Source organism: Devosia sp. 63-57 (assembly GCF_001899045.1).
Lineage (GTDB): Bacteria > Pseudomonadota > Alphaproteobacteria > Rhizobiales > Devosiaceae > Devosia > Devosia equisanguinis.
In genome coordinates, this window is the sequence record NZ_MKUY01000005.1 from 2,181,285 (window position 1) to 2,198,414 (window position 17,130).

The window sequence follows — 17,130 nt, forward strand, 5'->3', positions numbered from 1 at the left end:
AATGTGGAGAGTAAGTATCCAAAGGTGAGTTTGTGCGCGGATTGTGCAATCTGTTCCGCCCAGCTCAGCCAGACAGCCGTGACGAGGAACAACCATGCAGCATGCCGATCCAATAGCCGCCGCCTATGTGGAGCGCTGGAACGAGGCAACGTCTTCCAGCACGCCTGGAACCTGTCCCATCCGGCATGTCCTCGACAAGATCGGCGACAAATGGAGCATGCTATTGGTGATGACCCTGGCATCGGGCCCGCGCCGCTTTAATCAGCTGCACCGCGAAATCCCCGACATTTCTCAGAAAATGCTGACGCAGACCCTGCGCGACCTGCAGCGCGATGGCCTCGTGGCCCGTCAGGTCTTCGACACCAAGCCGCCTTCCGTCGAATATCGCCTGACAACGCTTGGGCAGTCGCTGATCGTGCCCTTCGGCCGGCTGATCGAATGGGCGAATTCTTCAATGCCGGGCATTGCTGCGGCGCGGAGCCATTTCGACGCGCTATCCTGATCGCAAACAAATGTTTGCAAAGATATGTTTGTGATGTAGTTTGCTCCACACCATTTGGAGCAGGCCATGTCCGAAAGCCGAACCATCAGTCGCGTGAAGCCAGACGCTATGGCGCTACGAGCGCTGGCGCATCCGCAGCGTTTGCGCATGCTGGGTATGCTGCGCATTGACGGTCCTGCCACCGCCACGCGGCTGGCAGAGCGAATGGGTCTCAACAGCGGCGCGACCAGCTACCATCTCCGCCAATTGGCACGCCACGGCTTCATCGAGGAGGACATCGAGCGGGGCAATGGGCGCGACCGCTGGTGGAAGGCGGCCCACGAGACCACGACGTTCCTGGAGGAGGGTGATGACGAGGATGCGCTCGATGCGGGCCTCGCTTTCGCCGAAGCAGCTTTAAGCGCCCAGATCAAGGAGATGCAGCGCGCTCTGGCACGACATCCCCAACTGTCGCCCGAATGGCGCAAGGCATCCACGATCAGTGACTATGTCATTCCTCTCACCGCAGAGCGGGCCGAGTCTCTTCTCCACCAGATCAACGCGCTTTTGCTTGATGCCATGGCACACGCGCCAAAAGCCGGCGAAGCTTATGCGCCTGGAGTCGAGCTGGTCAGCTTCATTTTGCACGCCTTTCCACGCGCTCCGGAGGAGGAAGGGGCATGAGTGGGAAGGGGCCGCTTGTCGCGCTGGCATCAGCGACCATTGCCTCTGTCGGTGGAACCCGGCTTTCGGTCATCGCCCTTCCATGGATGGTGCTGACCACGACCGGCAGCCCGGTGCTGACCGGCCTGGTCGGCCTGGCCGAGCTTCTGCCCTATGTCATTGCCAAGGCCTTGGCGGGGCCCTTGATTGACCGGATAGGCGCACGCCAGATCGCCATCTGGAGCGACTGCCTGTCCGCTCTGGCACTTACCCTCATCCCACTGCTGTTCTGGCTCGGAGTCCTTTCGCTGTGGGTGCTACTGCCAGCGGTCGCACTGGTTGGGGTGTTGCGTGCGCCTGCCGATGCGGCAAAGCAGGCCCTGGTGCCTTTGGTGGCCTCGATCGGCAATATGCCGCTTGAGCGGGTTACTGGCATCCTGGGCGCCAGCGACCGGCTAGCCGGCACACTGGGCGCTGCCGGGGCCGGGGTGCTGATTGCACTTATGGGCAGCGCGCCGGCTCTCCTCGCCAATGTGGCCGCTTTCGTCCTATCGGCCCTCCTTGTCCGGTTCGGCGTACCCGATCAAGAGGAACCGGGTGCCCAAAACAGGGCAAAAAGTTATGGCACCGATTTCACAGAAGGCTGGCATGCCTTGCGCAGCGATCCGGTGCTGGTCGGGCTGGTGGTAATGATCGCCATCACCAATCTCTTCGATCAGGCCTACGCCATCGTCTTGCTGCCAGTCTGGGTGCAGGCCATGGCGCTGGATGTCAGCTGGGTCGGCATCTTGCTGGCGACATTCTCTGGTGGCGCCATAGCGGGAGCCGCCTTGGCAGCGGGCCTTGCCGATCGCCTGCCGCGCCTCCTGATCTATGTCATCGGCTTTATCTGCGCAGGACCCATGCCCATGCTGTCATTGGCCTTCGCCCTGCCTCTGCCCGCCATCATCGCACTGTTCGTCATCGGCGGATTCATGGCCGGTTTCCTCAATCCAATTGTCGGCGCCATCCTGTTCGAGCGCATTCCCAAGCCCATGGTCGGGCGGGTAATTGCGCTGGTTGGTGCGCTGGCCTGGGCGCTGATGCCCTTTGGTGGCCTCTATGCGGGCGTCCTGACTGACAATCTGGGGGTTTTCACTGCCTTGTCGGTAACCGGCGTGCTTTATCTGGCCGCGGCCTTGTCGCCCATTGCCATCCCCGCCTTTCGGCAGATGAAGCGGCCTGTCCCGGTTTCGGGCTGATCTCCACAGGGTGGATAGGCGAAATTGGTGTTTTGTGCCGGAATGGCCTATATTTCCGGTCAACAAAACCAACGTAGAATCACAACGTGACAGATACGCCTGAAGATGTGAGCGGCGCCGCGCCGTCCTCCGACATCGCACCCATTTACATCACCGACGAGATGCGCAAGAGCTACCTCGATTACGCCATGAGCGTGATCGTGAGCCGTGCTCTGCCGGATGTGCGTGATGGGTTGAAGCCGGTGCACCGGCGCATCCTGTTCTCGATGAGCGAGAACGGCTACGAGTACAACAAGCCGTTCCGTAAATCGGCCCGCGTTGTCGGTGACGTTATCGGTAAATACCACCCGCATGGCGACAGCGCCGTCTATATGGCGCTGGTGCGTATGGCCCAGGAATTCTCCATGGGCGAGATGCTGGTGGAAGGGCAGGGCAATTTCGGTTCGGTGGATGGCGATATGCCGGCCGCCATGCGTTATACCGAAGTGCGCATGCAGCGCATCACCAATTCCATGCTCGATGACCTCGACAAGGACACGGTGGACTTCCGGCCCAACTATGACGGGTCCGAGCATGAGCCGACGGTTCTGCCGGCGCGCTTCCCCAATATGCTGGTCAATGGCGGTGGCGGCATTGCAGTGGGCATGGCCACCAATATCCCGACGCACAATCTCGGCGAAACCATCAACGCCGCCTTGGCCACGCTTGAAAACCCGGCCATCACCACCGAAGAACTGCTGGAGCACCTTCCGGGCCCGGATTTCCCGACCGGTGGCATCATCCTCGGTCGTGCCGGCATTCGCCAGGCATACGAGACCGGCCGGGGGTCGATCATCGTGCGCGGCCGCTCGAGCATCGAGGAAGTGCGCAAGGAACGCGAAGCCATCGTCATCACCGAGATTCCCTATCAGGTGAACAAGGCGGCGATGGTTGAAAAGATTGCCGAGCTGGTGCGCGAAAAGCGTATCGAAGGCATTGCCGACCTGCGCGACGAATCCAGTCGTGAAGGCATGCGCGTCGTTATCGAGGTAAAGCGTGATGCGCTCCCCGATGTGGTGCTGAACCAACTCTACCGCTTCACGCCGCTGCAAAGCTCCTTCGGCTGCAATTTCGTCGCGCTCAACGGCGGCAAACCAGAGCTGATGAACCTCAAACAGATTCTCGATGCCTTCATCGAGTTCCGTGAGGAAGTCGTTACCCGTCGCGCCCGCTTCCTGCTCAACAAGGCCCGCGACCGCGCGCACGTCTTGGTCGGCTTGGCCGTGGCGGTTGCAAATATCGATGAAGTCATCGCGCTCATTCGCACTGCGCCGGATCCGGCTACCGCCCGTGAGCAGTTGATGACGCGCCGCTGGCCGGCTGCCGACGTGGCGCCGCTGATCGCGCTGATCGACGATCCGCGCCATCGCATCAACGAGGACGGCACGTTCAATCTCTCCGAAGAGCAGGCGCGCGCCATTCTCGAGCTGCGTCTGGCACGCCTCACGGCCCTTGGTCGCGATGAAATCGGCGATGAACTCAATGGACTAGGGGCAGAGATCGAGGACTATCTCGATATTCTGCGGTCGCGCGATCGCGTGCGCGACATCATCCGCACGGAACTGGAAGAAATCCGCGACCAGTTCGCCACTGCCCGTCGCACCGAAATCTCCGATCATGCGGCCGATTTCGAGGACGAAGACCTCATTGCCCGCGAAGACATGGTGGTGACCGTCAGCCATGGCGGCTACATCAAGCGCGTTCCGCTGTCTGCCTACCGGGCGCAGAACCGTGGCGGTAAGGGCCGCTCCGGCATGGCCACGCGCGAGGAAGATTTCGTTTCGCGTCTCTTCGTGGCCAATACCCACACGCCGGTGCTGTTCTTCACCAGCCGTGGCATTGCCTACAAGCTCAAGGTCTGGCGCCTGCCGCTTTCCGCCGCCAATGCGCGTGGCAAGGCGCTGATCAACATCCTGCCGCTGGAGCAGGGCGAGCGCATCACCTCGATCATGCCATTGCCCGAGGACGAGACCTCCTGGGGCAATCTCGACATCATGTTCGCGACGACCCGCGGCACCGTCCGCCGCAACTCGCTGGCCGACTTTGTCGAGGTGCGCCAGAACGGCAAGATTGCCATGAAACTCGACGAGGGCGACGAGATCGTCGGCGTCGACACCTGCACCATCAATAACGACCTGCTGCTGACGACGGCGCATGGTCAGGCCATCCGCTTCCGCGTCGATGATGTCCGCCTGTTCAAGGGACGTGACTCCATGGGCGTGCGCGGCATTCAGCTTGCAGATGGCGATAAGGTCATTTCCATGGCTGTGATCAACCACTCGGACGCCTCTGCGGAAGAACGCGCCGCTTATCTCAAAATGAGCCGTGCTATGCGCGGTGAGATCGAGGACGCTGCGGGTTCGGACGAGAGCGACGTGGTCGCTGGCGACCTGCCGCAGGAGCGCTATGCCGAAATGGGTGCGCTTGAGCAGTTCATCCTGACCATTTCCGAGAACGGCTACGGAAAGCGCACCTCCAGCCACGAATACCGGATCACCGGGCGCGGCGGTAAGGGCATCGTGGCCATGGCGGTCAACAAGCGCAACGGTAATCTCGTCGCGTCCTTCCCGGTGGAAGATGAAGACCAGATCATGCTGATCAGCGACGGCGGCCAGACCATTCGCTTGCCGGTTGGCGGCGATAAGCCGATCCGCATCGTTAGCCGCGGTTCGCAGGGCGTGATCGTGTTCGATACCGCCGAGGACGAAAAGGTCGTCTCGGTCGAACGGATCAGCGAGCCGGAAAACGACGAGGACGAGGGCGGTGACGCTCCGCCCGCCGAACCTGTCGCAGAATAAGATCAAGGGGCGCTTCGGCGCCCCTTTCGTTAAGCGGCCACGTATATTTGAGAGACCAAATTCCTTGTCTCATTCAGACGCCGAGATCGTTGACCTCCGGCAGGCGCCAGAGTTTCTGGCTTTGGTCGCAAACCGTATCTGGCAGACCTGGTGGGAGGCGGATGGCTACACTTTGGCCGACGTCGTGACGGCGTTGGAGGATGTGAGCAAGGCGGTTGACCATCCGTTTACGCTGGTGGCAGTGCGCCAGCGCCAGTTCCTCGGCACGGTGACCAGCATCATGGATGACATTGGTGCGCGGCCTGATTGGGGGCCGTGCCTTGCTGCGCTCTGGGTTGAACCCGAGGCGCGCGGCGAGGGCTTGGGGGATGCACTGATGCATGCCGTAAGCCAACGCCTGTCAGCGCAGGGCTTCGAGCGCGTCTACCTTTCAGCCAAGCCCAAGATGCGGGCCTACTACCTGCTGCGTGGCTGGACCATGATCGACAGTGACATCGATAAGGACCATCAAGATGTGTTCATGCGCCTGTTGACCCCATGCCATGATGGTGCCGCCGAACGGTAATCCGGCTCCATCAGCTTGCCAAATCGCGGAACCCCGTGACACAAGTTTGTGCAGAAAAGGGGGAAGAGCATGAGCAGTCTGGTCGGGTTTTATCCAGGGTCTTTCGACCCGCTCACCAACGGCCATCTCGATGTCATCGAGCGTGCCTGCAAGTTGGTGGATACGCTTGTCGTTGCTGTCGGCGTCAGCGCCACCAAGAAAAACCCGCTCTTTACCCATCAGGACCGCGTCGCCATTCTCGAACAGGTGCTCCCGGCCATTGGCAAGCGCACCAACACCGAATTTCGTATCGTCGATTTCTCGGGACTGATGGTCAATGCGGCCCGCGATAACGGGGCCAAGCTGATCATTCGCGGCCTGCGCGACACGACCGACTACAATTATGAAATGCAGATGGTCGGAATGAACGCGCAGATGGCGCCCGACCTGCAAACCGTGTTTTTGCCCTCCAGCCCGCCGGTGCGGCATATCTCGGCCACATTGGTGCGCCAGATCGCCGAAATGGGCGGGGATATTTCCGCCTTCGTCCCGCAAATCGTCCTAAAGGCTCTGCAGTCCAAATGATCAAGCTGACCCGCCGCACCTTTGCCGCACTCGCCCTTGGCGCGACGCTCGTCGCCGCCAATCCGGTTTTCGCCCAGACCGGCACGCCCCATCTGATTCTGACGCTGGACGACGGCGTGGTCGATATCGAGCTGTTGCCTGCCATTGCTCCCAAGCATGTCGAGCGTATCGTCACCCTCACCGAGCAGGGCGCCTATGATGGTGTGGTCTTTCATCGAGTGATCGACGGCTTCATGGCCCAGACCGGCGACGTCCAGAACGGCAAGGTTGATAGCCCGAATTACAACCTCGCCATGGCCGGTACGGGTGGTTCCGATCTTCCCGACGTCGAGGCCGAGTTCAATTCCGAAAGCTTCCAGCGCGGTGTTGTCGGCGCCGCCCGCTCGCAGAATCCGAATTCGTTCAACTCGCAGTTCTTCATCACCACCGCCGATGCCAGCTTCCTCGATGGCCAGTACACGGTGTTCGGCAAGGTCGTCTCGGGCATGGAGGCCGTGGACGCTTTGGAGAAGGGCCCGCAGTCCCAGAATGGCGCCGTGGCCAATCCCGACAAGATCATCACCGCAAAGATCGAATACAAGTAATTCGAATGGCATATGGGGCGCCGATCGCGCTGCCCCCATCAAGCGCAAGGCTTTGCCTTGCGCTTGGCGTTTATTGCCCCTAAATCCGGGCCACCGTTCCTCTGAACCGAAAGAGACATGCCATGGCTTATGCCGATCCCGAAAACACCCTCGTTATCGAAACCACCAAGGGCAAGGTCGTCATCGCCATGCGTCCCGACGTGGCTCCCGGCCATGTCGAGCACATCAAGAAGCTCGCGCGTGAAGGCGCCTATGACGGCGTGGTGTTCCATCGCGTCATCGACGGCTTCATGGCTCAGACCGGCGACGTGAAGTTTGGTAATACCAATCTGCCGGAGTTCAATCCCTCGCGCGCCGGCACCGGCGGTTCGCAATATCCGAACATCAAGCAGGAATTCAGCGCCGAGCCGCATCTGCGTGGCACCGCGTCCATGGCCCGTGCCCAGGACCCGAACAGCGCCAATTCTCAGTTCTTCATCTGCTTTGCCGATGCGCCCTTTCTCAACCGCCAGTACACGGTCTGGGGTCAGGTGATCGAGGGCATGGAAAATGTCGACCAGATCAAGCGCGGCGAGCCGGTGATCAACCCGGACAAGATGGTCTCCGTCAAAGTCGCAGCTGACATCGCTGAATAAACTGGTACTGGCGGCTTCGGCCGCCAGTCTGCTTTATGGCCTGCCGATCGAAAGACGCGGCCGGAGCGCTGCGTCTTGCTGCCAGTCTCTGGACGATGACCTGCCAATCGAGTGAGCATGGGGCTATGGCCACTGATTCCGTGGCCATCGTCGGAAAGAGATCGACTTTGAAAATGGATGCTATTCTTTGGGCGCTGATGGGCGTCATCGCCGGCATGTGCATTGCCGTTCAAGCGCCGATCAATGCCAGTCTCGGGCGGGCGCTCGAGGTGCCGGTTGCGGCGGCCGCAGTATCGTTCTTGGCTGGCGGCATCGTGCTTTGGGCTCTGGCCTTCATTTTCAGCCATCTGAGTGGCGTTGCCATCAATTTTGGTGCTCCCCAGCCCTGGACCTTCGTCGCCGGCGGCTTGCTGGGGGCATTTTACGTGTTCTCCAACATCACACTGACGCCGATGATCGGCGCGGCAGCTGTCATGGCTCTATCGGTCGCGGGACAGTTGGTGGGGGGCCTGTTTCTCGACAAGATCGGCTTCATGGGCATGGCCGTGCGCGAAATCAGCATGGGGCGGTTGGCGGGGGCTGTGCTTCTGGTCGTTGGCGCGGTCATGATCCGTGTGCTTTAGCCGCATTACGGCAACTTTGCTGCCCCAGACCCGTTCCCGCTGCGCAGCACAAATGCTAACGAGCCGATATGCGCGTTTCTGATTTCGACTTCGACCTGCCCGAAAACCTCATCGCCCTTCATCCCGCCGAGCCGCGCGACAGCGCCAGGCTCCTGGTGGTCGAGGAGGGCAAGCCGTTGCTCGACCGGCACATTCCCGACCTCAAGCAATTGCTGCGTCCCGGCGACGTGCTCGTGGTGAACGATACACGGGTGCTGCCCGCCGAGCTAAAGGGAACGCGAATTCGCGGCGAGAACCGGGCAGGGGTGTCGTTCAACCTGCACAAGCGGGTCGACGCCCATACCTGGCGCGCTTTCGCCCGTCCGGCCAAGAAACTGGCGCTTTTGGACGAACTCGAGCTCGGCAATGGCGGCGCTGCCGACGCCCTCCTGGCCCGTGTCAGTGGGCGTGGTGAATCAGGGGAAGTGACGCTGGAGTTTGAACTCGGCGGCGCGGCCCTCGATGAGGCCATCAAGTCGCACGGCGCCATGCCGTTGCCGCCCTATATCGGCGCCAAGCGTGGCGTCGAGGAGCGCGACAAGGTCGATTACCAGACCGTATACGCGGCCGAGGATGGCGCTGTCGCCGCTCCGACCGCGGGCCTTCATTTCACCGAAAGCCTGTTGCAACAGCTGGCCGAGATGGATGTGGCCATGGAACGGGTGACGCTGCATGTCGGTGCTGGCACCTTCTTGCCGATGAAGGTCGACGACACCGACGACCATGTCATGCATTCCGAATGGGGCGAGATCGATCAGGCCACGGTCGAGCGCATCAAGGCACGACGCGACGCCGGTGGGCGCGTGGTGGCCGTCGGCACGACCAGCCTGCGTCTTCTGGAAACAGCATCGCTGGCTACCGGCGAGCTAATGCCTTTTGTCGGGGATACCGACATCTTCATCACGCCCGGCTTCCGCTTCCGGACCGTGGATCTGCTGATGACCAATTTCCATCTGCCCAAATCCACACTGTTTATGCTGGTCAGTGCCTTTGCCGGCTTCGACACCATGAAGGCGGCCTATGGCCACGCCATCGCTGATGGTTATCGCTTCTATTCCTACGGTGACTCGTCGCTGCTGCATCGCGCGCCACACCCCAGGGACCGCGCGTGACGCCCAGGCCGCGTCCGGTTACTCGTTACACCAACCGCATCGTCGCCGTGCTGCGGCGCGAAGCTGAGGGTGATGCCTCCAAGCTGACCATTGCGCGGCTGATTGAAGCCATGGGGCCACAGGCCCACAGGGTATTGATCCTGATGTTGACCCTGCTCAACATGATCCCGGGCCCCCCAGGCTTCGGCGGCACTATTGCCTGGACAACATTTGCGGTTGCTCTGGCCATGGTGCTGGGTCGCCCCATCCGATTGCCTGGCATCATCGGTCGCCGAAAACTGCCGCTCAACGCCTTGTTGAAAGGCAGCGAGCAGGTGGCCAAGGTGACGCGTTTCGTTGCACGCTTTTCCAAACCGCGCCTACGTTGGATGACCGGTGCAGCGGCGACTGTGCCCTATGGTATCTTCACCATGGTGGTGAGTGTGGCGATGACTATTCCCATTCCCTTCATCAATGCCATTCCCAATGTCGGGCTCTGCGTTCTTGCCTTTTCCGTGCTCAATCGCGACGGTGTCGGCGCCATTGCGGGTGTTTTGATAGCCTGCATCGGCTTGGTCATCGAAGTGCTTCTCATCCTCGGCGCTATCAATCTTAGTTTCGTGGCCTTTGACGCACTGTTTTAGCGCCTCAACGATGCTCCCATGCTTCCAGCAGCGATTTGGCGATCAACGTCAGTACGGCAATGAGTGCGAGCGTCGAGGCCGCCGCGAAAGCGCCGGTAATATTGAAGTCGTTGAAGAGAAGGTTGATCTGCAGCGGTAGCGTGTTGGTTTGCCCACGAATGGCACCCGACACCACCGACACGGCGCCGAACTCGCCCATGGCGCGTGCATTGGTGAGAACGGCGCCATAGACCAGTGCCCAGCGGATATTCGGCAATGTCACGTGAAAGAACATCTGCCAGCCATTGGCACCCAGCGAAAGTGCCGCTTCCTCATCCTCGGTGCCCTGCTGGCTCATCAGCGGAATGAGCTCGCGCGCGACGAATGGGGCAGTGACGAAAAGACTGACCAGGACAATGGCGAGCGGCGTGAACATGATCTGGATGCCGGCCGCCTGCAGTGTGGGGCCAAGCAGGCCCTGGCCACCATAGAGAAAGAGGTAGACCACGCCAGCGACGATTGGGCTCATGGCGGCGGGCAACTCAATGATGCTGATCAGCAATTGCCGTCCACGAAAACGGAACCGCGTCACCAGCCAGGCCAAGCACGTTCCTATCACGATATTGATCGGCACCACGATCAGCGCGGTCACCACGGTCAGGCCAATGGCGTGCAGCGTGTGCGGTTGGACGATATTTGCCAGGTAGACGCCGATGCCTTCGCGCAGGGCGAAGGAGAATATCAGCACCAAGGGCACCACCAAAACCAGTCCGGCCAGCAAGAAGGCGATGCCGATAAGGGTGATTTCTGGGAGCGAGCGGGCAGGGTGGTGCATCAGGCCTTCCGATCCACATAGCGGGTTTGCCAGGCAGCGAGTGCGTTGGTGGCGATCAGCGTCAGGAAGGCAACCAGCAGCAGCACGAAAGCCAATGCCGCAGCAGCTTCGTAATTATATTCGTCTAGCCGGATGAAAATCAGCAGCGATACGATCTCGGTCAGTCCTGGCAGATTGCCGGCGATGAATACCACGGCGCCGAACTCGCCAAGCGAACGGGCAAAGGACAGCACGCAACCGCCGATAAACGCGGGAAGAATGGCGGGCCAGATCACCCGCGTGAAGACCTGGAGCGACGAGGCCCCCAGCGTTTTCGCCGCTGCTTCCAACCCTTCGTCCAGATCTTCCAACACTGGTTGGACGGCGCGGACGACGAAAGGGATGGACGTGAAGGTCATGGCAGCAATGATGCCGAGTTGCGTGTAATTGACCTTGAGGCCATTGGGCTCGAGAAACTGCCCGTACCAGCCATTATTGGCAAACAGCGTCACCAGCACCAGCCCAGCCACCGCCGTTGGCAGCGCGAAGGGCAGATCGACCAACGCGTCCAGGATACGACGCCCTGGAAATCGGTAGCGCGTCAGCACCCAGGCCAGCAGCAAGCCAACAATGCCGTTGAGTACCGTCGCGACGAGGGCAGACGAGAAGGTGATCTGGTAGGCCGCGAGCGCGCGGCGCGAGGTGGTGATCCGCCAGAACTCAGCCCAGCCCATGCCGCCCACCTTGAGCAGCATCGCCGTGATCGGCAGCAGGATGATGAGAGTGACGTAGAACAGCGATACGCCCATGGTCAGCCCGAAGCCGGGGAGCAGATGCTTGCTGCGGGATCTGGGCATTGGCCGCCTTTTATGCGTTAGGCGGGCATTGCCCGCCTGTGTCATCCGCTGTTGATGGCAATCCACCCGCCCGCGTCGGCGACGCAGGCGGGTGGCTGTCGATGTGGGATTACTGGTTCACGAAAACCGTATCGAGCAGGCCGCCATCGGCGAAATGCTCTTCGGCAACCTTGGCCCATCCGCCGAACGCTTCGTCGATATTGACCAGGCGTACGGCCGGGAAACGGTCCGCGAACTCGGTCGCAACCGCTTCATCATTGACGCGGTGGTTGCGCTCCGCCGCAATGCGCTGGCCGTCGGTCGAGTAGAGGAAGTCGAGATAGGCCTTGGCGAGATCACGGCTGCCACGCGCGTCCACCACCTTGTCGACGATGGCAACGGGGAACTCGGCGAGCAGGCTCACCGACGGCGTGACGGCCTGGTACTTGTCGGCTCCAAGAAGGTCCACTGCGCTCAGCGTTTCGGCCTCGAAGGTGATCAGCACGTCGCCGAGCTCACGCTCGGTAAAGGCCGTGGTAGCGCCGCGGCCGCCAGTCTCGAACACCGGCACGTTGAGGAACACCTTGGTCAGATATTCTTCCACCTTGGCCTGATCGCCGCCAAAGGCTTCGTTAGCCCAGGCGCGCGCCGCGAGATAGGTGTAACGCGCATTGCCCGAGGTCTTGGGATTGGGGAAGATCACCTTCACATCGTCCCGGGCGAGATCGGCCCAGTCGGTGATGTTCTTGGGGTTGCCGGCGCGCACCAGGAAAGAGGGGAAGGAATAGAAGGGCGATGCATTATTGGCGAATTCGGTCTGCCAATCTGCAGAGACGAACCCGCCTTCGACCAGCTTGTCGATGTCTGTGACCTGATTGAAGGTCACGACATCGGCAGGAAGACCCTCGAGAATGGCGCGGGCCTGTGTCGATGTGCCGGCATGCGACTGGTTTACCGTGACCTCGGTGCCGCTCTGCGCCGCATAGGCCGGCACGAAAGCGGCATTCTCGGCTTCGAACAGCTCGCGAGCAATGTCATAGGAGGCATTGAGGATATCAGTGGGCTGGGCCAGGACCGGGGTGGCGCTTAAAACCAGCGCCGCGGCAAGGGAGGCAACAAACTTGTTCATCGGACGCTAAATCCATCTCGTTCGGGTCGAATTAGCGTCGTTGTTGCCGTGGTCCGAAGCGGGGGTAAAGCGGCAAAAAACCGTTTGGGATGACTAATTTAACCGCCATGGCGGTTTGGGAAAAGACGTTGCGCCACATGCTTGGACCACGCCATTTCCTTCCAGTCGGGAAATGGCCGGACACCGAAATAGGCGTCCGGCCGGACCTGTTATCGCGACACAGCGCGACCGATGAAGATGATAATGCAGGCGCCGATGAACCCGGCGATGAGGTAGCCAAGCCAGCCACCGAAAGAGATTCCCAGAAGGCCGAACACCAGGCTGGCGATAATTGCACCGACAATGCCGAGCAGCACATTCTTCAGGATGCCGCCACCAGCGTTCATAAACATGCTTGCCAGCCACCCGGCGACGCCGCCGATGATGATGGCCGCGATCCAACCCACTCCGTCAAAACCCATTTGCCTTCTCCTCGCATTGAGTCCTTCGACAACGCGAGCGTGGCACACTGGTTGCGAAAGGCAAGGCCCACGGCAGTCTCCCAAAATCTGGCGACGTCGATCGCATCTTTACACGCGGGAAGTGAGCAGTGACTGTGGCTAAAAAAGAGGGAGATGGTGATGCCGAAGTTGATAACGACACTGGGTCGCTTTGATCGTGAGCAATTGGGGCTGATTCTTCCCCACGAGCATGTGTTTGTCGATTTGCGCACCCCTGACCAGCCGGGCTACGCCACCGGGGATGGCGAGGATGTGGTGCGGCTGATGGCGCCAGAAATCGAGGCGATCAAGGCGCAGGGCGTGACGGCCCTGGTTGAGTGCTCCACCGGCGGCGTCGGTCTGCGGGTCGATATCGATCTTGCGGTGTCAAAAGCCACCGGCCTGCCTATCGTGGTGCCGACAGGCAATTATCGCGAGCCATGGATTCCCGACTGGGTCCGTGATGCCAGCGACGCCGACCTCGAGCGCTGGATGGTCAGCGAATTGGTCGATGGCGTCGGAGACACCGGCGTCGTGGCCGCCTGGATCAAAGTGAGCGCTGGAGACGATGGTATCACGCCGATCGAAACCCGGATCCTGCGCGCTGCCGCCCGCGCCTCGGCACAGACCGGCGCCATAATCGGGTCCCACACGATCAAAGGCCGAGTCGTGCTGGACCAGCTCGACATCATCGAAGCCGAAGGAGGATCGGCGAGCCGTTTCATCTCCATCCACACCCAGGAGGAGAAGGATTTTGGCCTTCACAAAGAGGTCTTTGCCCGCGGTGCCTGGCTTGAATTCGACCATATCGGTCGCGCACCCGACGACGACATTGTCGCTCTGGTGCGTCGAGCGCTCGAGGCCGGGCAGGGTGAGAGGCTGCTGCTCAGCCATGACCGCGGCTGGTACGACCCCGCGCAGCCGGGCGGCGGAACGCCCATGCCCTACACACATCTCGTGGCCTCGTTCCTGCCCGCGCTGCGGGCCGCGGGCGTGGATGAGGCAGTAATCACGCGATTGACCCACGATAACCCTTTCAACGCTTTCGCGCGCTAGGTTCGCCCGCCCGAAATAGAAGCAATTGCAGATAGCTCGCTCTGACTTTGTTTACGCGAGTCTGAGACCACAGGCGGGATGCGTGTCGGTCGGCTGAGAGTAATGCAAGTGAAATGGCCATCCCGTTATGTTCTGCGTAAGACGGCGTTGGTGTCGGTGATCGCAGCTGCGATTTCCATTTCTTTATCCACCGGCGTTCGCGCCGTACTTGGGATCGAAGCGGATACTGTGACGGTTCTCGTCCGCTTAATCCTGCCGTTCGCCATTGCCATTCCAATTGCCCTGGTAGGCTTTTCGAAGCTGGAAGAAACGCTGAACGCCTATCGTGACCTGATGCGCAAGAGCAGCGAACTGGCTCGGCGTGCGGCAACCGATCCGCTGACGGGGCTGCTGAACCGCCGCAGCTTCATCGAGCAGTTCGATCTCACCATGGCGCACGGTGTCGGCGGGCTTTTCGTGCTTGCGGACGCCGATCGCCTAAAGGCCATAAATGACCAATATGGCCACCTTGCCGGCGACGATGCCATCATTGCCCTTGGGAAAGCTCTGGAGACTGTAATGGGGTCTGATTGTCTCATTGCGCGCATCGGCGGCGACGAGTTCTGCGCTTTCGTGCCCAACCGCACCGCGACGCTGAATGACGCCCAGCTCGCTGAAATCAATCGGCTCGCCACTGAAGGTTTCGCCACCCGCAGCGGCAATGACCGCCAGCCCGTTTCCGCGACTTGCGGGTCGGTGGTGCTGCGACCACCAACCACCTTCCGGGAGGCAATCGAGCGCACCGACCGTCGGCTCTATGGTGAGAAGCAGGCACGCTCGAGCTCCGGCGCGGTTCAGTTCGCCTGAGCCACCGAGGCGTTTATTGGGCAGCAGGTTCGGCGAAAAGGTCGTATTCGTCGTTGTCAGTGACATTTACCGAGACGATGTCGCCGATCTTGATATTGGTCGCATTGTCGATGATGACCTGACCATCAATCTCCGGCGCGTCCCACTTGGAGCGAGCGATGGCGCGGTTTTCTTCCGGGCGCACGTCGTCAACGATCACGTCGATGGTCCGACCGACCTTCTTCTGCAACTGATGGAACGACACGTTCTGCGCCACTTCCATCAGCTGCGCAAAACGCTCTTCCTTGACCTCGTCGGGCACGACACCATCGAGTTCGTTGGCTGTGGCGCCGGTGACCGGCTCATACTTGAAGCATCCGGCCCGGTCGATTTCGGCTTCCTCGATGAAATCGAGCAGCATTTCGAAATCTTCCTCGGTCTCGCCAGGGAAGCCGACGATAAAGTTGGAGCGCACGGTGAGATCTGGCACCTGGCGCTTCCAGTCGAGAATGCGGTTGAGCGTCTTTTCCTGGTGTGCCGGGCGGCGCATGGCCTTCAACACATTTGGCGAAGCGTGCTGGAAGGGAATGTCGAGATAGGGCAGGACGAGGCCCTCTGCCATCAGTTCCATCACCGGATCGACATGCGGATAGGGATAGACATAGTGCAGGCGCACCCAGGCGCCGAGCTCGCCCAGTTCCTTGGCGAGGTCATAGAACTTGGCCTTCACCTCGCGACCGCGATACTTGGAGGTGGCATATTTGATGTCCAGGCCATAGGCACTGGTGTCCTGGCTAATCACCAGCAGTTCCTTGACGCCAGAGCGGATCAGGCCCTCGGCTTCGGACAAGATGCCGGCGGCAGGACGCGAGGCGAGGTCGCCGCGGATCTGCGGAATAATGCAGAAGGAGCAGCGATTGTTGCAGCCTTCGGAAATCTTGAGATAGGCGTAGTGGCGCGGCGTCAGCTTCAGCCCGCTCTCCGGCACCAGGTCAACGAACTTGTTCGGCACGGGCGGCAAATGGTCATGCACCGCCGAAACCACGCTTTCATATTGATGCGGGCCGGTGATGGCGAGCACCGAGGGGTGGGTCTCGCGGATGAGGTTTTCCTCGACGCCCAGGCAACCGGTAACGATCACCTTGCCGTTTTCATTCAGCGCTTCACCAATGGCCTCGAGACTTTCCTGCTTTGCCGAGTCGAGGAAGCCGCAGGTGTTCACCAGGACGATGTCTGCGCCCGCATAGTCTCGGCTGAACGAATAGCCTTGCGCCCGCAATGTCGTCATGATGCGCTCGCTATCCACAAGCGCCTTGGGGCAGCCGAGGCTGACGAGTCCGATTTTAGGCGCCTGAGTCATCTGCGCAGCATGGTCCAGTCATTTGAAAGATAGCGCGTCATATAGAATCTTTGACGGTTACGCAATGTGACTGCCCCCGCACGCGATGCTGGTCTGGTTTGCCGCCAACGCCCAACACGGCAAGTTGATAGTGTTTTCGCGAACAGTGCGTCTGACATTGGTGCAATTTTGCGATGTAATTGGATGCGCTACCAAATCCCCCCGCGCTAGTACCGGCGCAGCATGAAAGAGCATTTCCATGACCGATCGTCTCTCCGCATACGCGCCGCAGGCTCTTGCCGTGCTGCGCATCGTCGCCGCGCTCCTGTTTTTCCTCCACGGCACGCAAAAGCTGTTCGGCTTCCCCGCCACCGACTTCATGCCGCCAGTGGGTAGCATTTTCTGGTTTGCCGGCGTGATCGAGATCATCACCGGCATCGCCATTGCCCTGGGCTTCTTCACCCGCCCGGCAGCGTTCATTGCCTCGGGCACCATGGCCGTCGCTTATTGGATGGTACACGCGCCCGGCAATCTGTTCCCGGCCAATAATGGCGGCGACGCCGCGATTCTGTTCTGCTTCGTCTTCCTTTACCTGGTCTTTGCTGGCCCGGGTGCCTGGAGCATCAACAAGCGTTGATAAGCACCTGCGCCAGGATCGCACTGTGAATGAGGGCTGCTCCGCTGGAGCGGCCCTTCTTGTTGCCGA

19 protein-coding genes are annotated in these 17,130 nt (G+C 60.7%); 14 read left to right on the forward strand and 5 right to left on the reverse strand.

The annotated features are described in order from the left end of the window. Window positions 1–94 precede the first annotated feature (94 nt). From BGO80_RS18730 to BGO80_RS18780, 11 genes are all read left to right on the forward strand, one after another. Window positions 95–502, forward strand: coding sequence for a winged helix-turn-helix transcriptional regulator (locus BGO80_RS18730; protein ID WP_286722913.1), 408 nt, complete (start codon window positions 95–97; stop codon window positions 500–502). 66 nt (window positions 503–568) lie between these two features. Then, window positions 569–1,165 carry a winged helix-turn-helix domain-containing protein gene (locus tag BGO80_RS18735; RefSeq protein ID WP_286722914.1) on the forward strand — a complete coding sequence of 199 codons (597 nt, stop codon included), beginning with the start codon at window positions 569–571 and terminating at the stop codon, window positions 1,163–1,165. Continuing rightward, window positions 1,162–2,385, forward strand: coding sequence for an MFS transporter (locus tag BGO80_RS18740; RefSeq protein ID WP_286722915.1), 1,224 nt, complete (start codon window positions 1,162–1,164; stop codon window positions 2,383–2,385). The genes BGO80_RS18735 and BGO80_RS18740 overlap by 4 nt, the downstream gene beginning before the upstream one ends. Window positions 2,386–2,471: 86 nt before the next feature. Then, entirely contained in the window at window positions 2,472–5,222 is a 2,751-nt protein-coding gene (gene gyrA / locus BGO80_RS18745; RefSeq protein WP_286722916.1) for a DNA gyrase subunit A, read from the forward strand. A gap of 64 nt (window positions 5,223–5,286) precedes the next feature. Beyond that, window positions 5,287–5,787 carry a GNAT family N-acetyltransferase gene (locus BGO80_RS18750; protein ID WP_286722917.1) on the forward strand — a complete coding sequence of 167 codons (501 nt, stop codon included), beginning with the start codon at window positions 5,287–5,289 and terminating at the stop codon, window positions 5,785–5,787. 69 nt (window positions 5,788–5,856) lie between these two features. Then, window positions 5,857–6,351 (forward strand): pantetheine-phosphate adenylyltransferase, encoded by a 495-nt coding sequence (gene coaD, locus BGO80_RS18755; protein WP_126151593.1) that lies wholly within the window; start codon window positions 5,857–5,859, stop codon window positions 6,349–6,351. Continuing rightward, window positions 6,348–6,935 (forward strand): peptidylprolyl isomerase, encoded by a 588-nt coding sequence (locus BGO80_RS18760; RefSeq protein ID WP_286722918.1) that lies wholly within the window; start codon window positions 6,348–6,350, stop codon window positions 6,933–6,935. The genes coaD and BGO80_RS18760 overlap by 4 nt, the downstream gene beginning before the upstream one ends. Window positions 6,936–7,057: 122 nt before the next feature. After that, window positions 7,058–7,570 carry a peptidylprolyl isomerase gene (locus BGO80_RS18765; RefSeq protein ID WP_126151591.1) on the forward strand — a complete coding sequence of 171 codons (513 nt, stop codon included), beginning with the start codon at window positions 7,058–7,060 and terminating at the stop codon, window positions 7,568–7,570. A gap of 173 nt (window positions 7,571–7,743) precedes the next feature. Next, window positions 7,744–8,193: a DMT family transporter gene (locus BGO80_RS18770; protein ID WP_126151590.1), complete on the forward strand. Its 450-nt coding sequence runs from the start codon at window positions 7,744–7,746 to the stop codon at window positions 8,191–8,193. Between the two features lie 68 nt (window positions 8,194–8,261). Next, entirely contained in the window at window positions 8,262–9,344 is a 1,083-nt protein-coding gene (queA, locus tag BGO80_RS18775) for a tRNA preQ1(34) S-adenosylmethionine ribosyltransferase-isomerase QueA (protein WP_126151589.1), read from the forward strand. Continuing rightward, the gene (locus BGO80_RS18780) at window positions 9,341–9,967 is read left to right on the forward strand and encodes an exopolysaccharide biosynthesis protein (RefSeq protein WP_286722919.1); all 627 of its coding nucleotides are present in this window, start codon (window positions 9,341–9,343) and stop codon (window positions 9,965–9,967) included. The genes queA and BGO80_RS18780 overlap by 4 nt, the downstream gene beginning before the upstream one ends. A gap of 4 nt (window positions 9,968–9,971) precedes the next feature. Here the strand turns inward: BGO80_RS18780 and cysW are convergent, their stop codons facing one another. The 4 genes from cysW to BGO80_RS18800 form a co-directional block, all read right to left on the reverse strand. Further along, window positions 9,972–10,781, reverse strand: coding sequence for a sulfate ABC transporter permease subunit CysW (gene cysW / locus BGO80_RS18785; RefSeq protein WP_286722920.1), 810 nt, complete (start codon window positions 10,779–10,781; stop codon window positions 9,972–9,974). Next, window positions 10,781–11,617 carry a sulfate ABC transporter permease subunit CysT gene (gene cysT, locus BGO80_RS18790; RefSeq protein ID WP_286722921.1) on the reverse strand — a complete coding sequence of 279 codons (837 nt, stop codon included), beginning with the start codon at window positions 11,615–11,617 and terminating at the stop codon, window positions 10,781–10,783. The genes cysW and cysT overlap by 1 nt, the downstream gene beginning before the upstream one ends. Window positions 11,618–11,726: 109 nt before the next feature. Beyond that, window positions 11,727–12,725 (reverse strand): sulfate ABC transporter substrate-binding protein, encoded by a 999-nt coding sequence (locus tag BGO80_RS18795; RefSeq protein WP_286722922.1) that lies wholly within the window; start codon window positions 12,723–12,725, stop codon window positions 11,727–11,729. A 209-nt stretch (window positions 12,726–12,934) separates the two neighbouring features. After that, the gene (locus tag BGO80_RS18800; protein ID WP_126151584.1) at window positions 12,935–13,186 is read right to left on the reverse strand and encodes a GlsB/YeaQ/YmgE family stress response membrane protein; all 252 of its coding nucleotides are present in this window, start codon (window positions 13,184–13,186) and stop codon (window positions 12,935–12,937) included. Between the two features lie 159 nt (window positions 13,187–13,345). Here BGO80_RS18800 and BGO80_RS18805 point away from each other — a divergent pair, with 159 nt between their 5' ends. After that, the gene (locus tag BGO80_RS18805) at window positions 13,346–14,260 is read left to right on the forward strand and encodes a phosphotriesterase family protein (protein ID WP_286723090.1); all 915 of its coding nucleotides are present in this window, start codon (window positions 13,346–13,348) and stop codon (window positions 14,258–14,260) included. Window positions 14,261–14,368: 108 nt separating this feature from the next. Next, complete coding sequence (locus BGO80_RS18810; RefSeq protein WP_286722923.1) at window positions 14,369–15,106, forward strand: GGDEF domain-containing protein; 738 nt, start codon at window positions 14,369–14,371, stop codon at window positions 15,104–15,106. A gap of 13 nt (window positions 15,107–15,119) precedes the next feature. Here BGO80_RS18810 and rimO read toward each other — a convergent pair whose 3' ends face one another. After that, complete coding sequence (gene rimO, locus BGO80_RS18815) at window positions 15,120–16,445, reverse strand: 30S ribosomal protein S12 methylthiotransferase RimO (protein WP_286722924.1); 1,326 nt, start codon at window positions 16,443–16,445, stop codon at window positions 15,120–15,122. A 232-nt stretch (window positions 16,446–16,677) separates the two neighbouring features. On the opposite strand from rimO, the gene BGO80_RS18820 reads away from it, so the two are divergent. Beyond that, window positions 16,678–17,061 carry a DoxX family protein gene (locus tag BGO80_RS18820; RefSeq protein ID WP_126151581.1) on the forward strand — a complete coding sequence of 128 codons (384 nt, stop codon included), beginning with the start codon at window positions 16,678–16,680 and terminating at the stop codon, window positions 17,059–17,061. The last annotated feature ends 69 nt before the right edge of the window (window positions 17,062–17,130 follow it).

Coding starts and splice junctions, on each gene's coding strand:
- BGO80_RS18770 (WP_126151590.1), top strand. CDS start 7,744: ATGGATGCTATTCTTTGGGCGCTGATGGGCGTCATCGCCGGCATGTGC.
- BGO80_RS18765 (WP_126151591.1), top strand. CDS start 7,058: ATGGCTTATGCCGATCCCGAAAACACCCTCGTTATCGAAACCACCAAG.
- BGO80_RS18740 (WP_286722915.1), top strand. CDS start 1,162: ATGAGTGGGAAGGGGCCGCTTGTCGCGCTGGCATCAGCGACCATTGCC.
- BGO80_RS18735 (WP_286722914.1), top strand. CDS start 569: ATGTCCGAAAGCCGAACCATCAGTCGCGTGAAGCCAGACGCTATGGCG.
- coaD (WP_126151593.1), top strand. CDS start 5,857: ATGAGCAGTCTGGTCGGGTTTTATCCAGGGTCTTTCGACCCGCTCACC.
- BGO80_RS18800 (WP_126151584.1), bottom strand. CDS start 13,186: ATGGGTTTTGACGGAGTGGGTTGGATCGCGGCCATCATCATCGGCGGC.
- cysT (WP_286722921.1), bottom strand. CDS start 11,617: ATGCCCAGATCCCGCAGCAAGCATCTGCTCCCCGGCTTCGGGCTGACC.
- BGO80_RS18730 (WP_286722913.1), top strand. CDS start 95: ATGCAGCATGCCGATCCAATAGCCGCCGCCTATGTGGAGCGCTGGAAC.
- BGO80_RS18795 (WP_286722922.1), bottom strand. CDS start 12,725: ATGAACAAGTTTGTTGCCTCCCTTGCCGCGGCGCTGGTTTTAAGCGCC.
- cysW (WP_286722920.1), bottom strand. CDS start 10,781: ATGCACCACCCTGCCCGCTCGCTCCCAGAAATCACCCTTATCGGCATC.
- queA (WP_126151589.1), top strand. CDS start 8,262: ATGCGCGTTTCTGATTTCGACTTCGACCTGCCCGAAAACCTCATCGCC.
- rimO (WP_286722924.1), bottom strand. CDS start 16,445: ATGACTCAGGCGCCTAAAATCGGACTCGTCAGCCTCGGCTGCCCCAAG.
- BGO80_RS18760 (WP_286722918.1), top strand. CDS start 6,348: ATGATCAAGCTGACCCGCCGCACCTTTGCCGCACTCGCCCTTGGCGCG.
- BGO80_RS18805 (WP_286723090.1), top strand. CDS start 13,346: ATGCCGAAGTTGATAACGACACTGGGTCGCTTTGATCGTGAGCAATTG.